The sequence below is a fragment of the Nguyenibacter vanlangensis genome (genome assembly GCF_013376155.1).
Lineage (GTDB): Bacteria > Pseudomonadota > Alphaproteobacteria > Acetobacterales > Acetobacteraceae > Gluconacetobacter > Gluconacetobacter vanlangensis.
The window spans coordinates 1-1,189 of sequence record NZ_JABXXP010000801.1; the positions used below are offsets into that span (position 1 = coordinate 1).

1 protein-coding gene and 1 pseudogene are annotated in these 1,189 nt (G+C 66.5%); both read right to left on the reverse strand.

Annotation, left to right across the window (positions count from 1 at the left end; all coding sequences use genetic code 11):
* Positions 1 to 713, reverse strand: a pseudogene (locus HUK84_RS19185) (PA domain-containing protein); the annotation flags it as partial.
* A gap of 152 nt (positions 714 to 865) precedes the next feature.
* A partial coding sequence (locus HUK84_RS19190) for a dienelactone hydrolase family protein (protein ID WP_176641638.1) occupies positions 866 to 1,189 on the reverse strand: 324 nt, incomplete at its 5' end.

The window sequence follows — 1,189 nt, forward strand, 5'->3', positions numbered from 1 at the left end:
GTGCCGGTGCGCGCGATGTCGAACGCCTCGCCGCCCGGCGCGATCACCGTCGTCCACGGATAGGACGCGCCCGGCGTGTCATGCACGATCAGCGCCGCGATCGCCCCGCGCCGGGCCGCTTCCTCATATTTATAGGTCCAGCGTCCGTAATAGGTCATCGTCCTGCCGCCGAACCGGCCGGCGACGGGTTCGCCCGGCCGCGCGTCGAAATCCGGGTCATTGACTAGGAAGACCGCGACCTTGCCCTTCAGGTCCACGCCCTTGTAATCGTCCCACCCGCGTTCGGGCGCATGCACGCCGTACCCGACGAAGACCAGCGGCGCGCCGTCGATCCGGATCCGCGCATCCGGAACCAGGGTCGAAAGATAGATGTCCTTCCCCGGCGCCAGAGGCGTCGCCGCACCGCCGATCGTGACGTCCAGCCGCGCAGGAGTGCCGATGCGGGTGCGCACCAGCGGCACCACCTGCGTCCAGCCGCCATGCTCGCCCCCCGGCTCCAGCCCGATCGCGCGATATTGCGCGATCAGCCACGCCACCGTCTTCGCCTCGCCCGCCGTCGCCGGCGCCCGTCCCGCGAAGGAATCCGACGCCAGGGTGCGCATCGCCGCCGACATCCGCGCCGGGTCGACCGGCGCCCAGGGTGTCTGGGCTCGGGGCGTCTGGGCAAGGGCAGGTTGGGCGAGGATCAGGGCGGGCAACAGCGCGGCGGTCATGCGGTGAGAGATCGGCAAAACATCACTCCAGTGGCAAAAAGAACCTTCTTTTTCTGAAGAAAAAGAAGCAAAAAGACTTTTATTCGTTTAGGGACTTTGCGTGTGGCCGGCACATATTCCCTGAACGTCCGGAAGTTTTTTGGTTCTTTTTTTCAAAAAAGAACAGAGCTATCCCCCAACGTTTCGTCCAGCAGGGTAAAGAGGCGCTTGAAATGCAGCGCGTCCGCCGCGGGGCTATAAACCGGGGCGTCGGTCGCGGTGAAGCCGTGCAGCGCGCCCTTGTAGAGTTCGGTGGTGAAATGCACGCCGGCCTCGGCCAGGGCGCGGTCCATGGCCGCGATCTGCTCGGGCGGCATCAGCGCGTCACGGTCCGCGTGGCCCAGATAGACCCGTGCCGCGATGCCGCCGACCGCATGGACGACGCTGTCGGGGTCGTTCCCATCGGCCAGGCGCGCGGCATGGAACGCGGCAGCGGC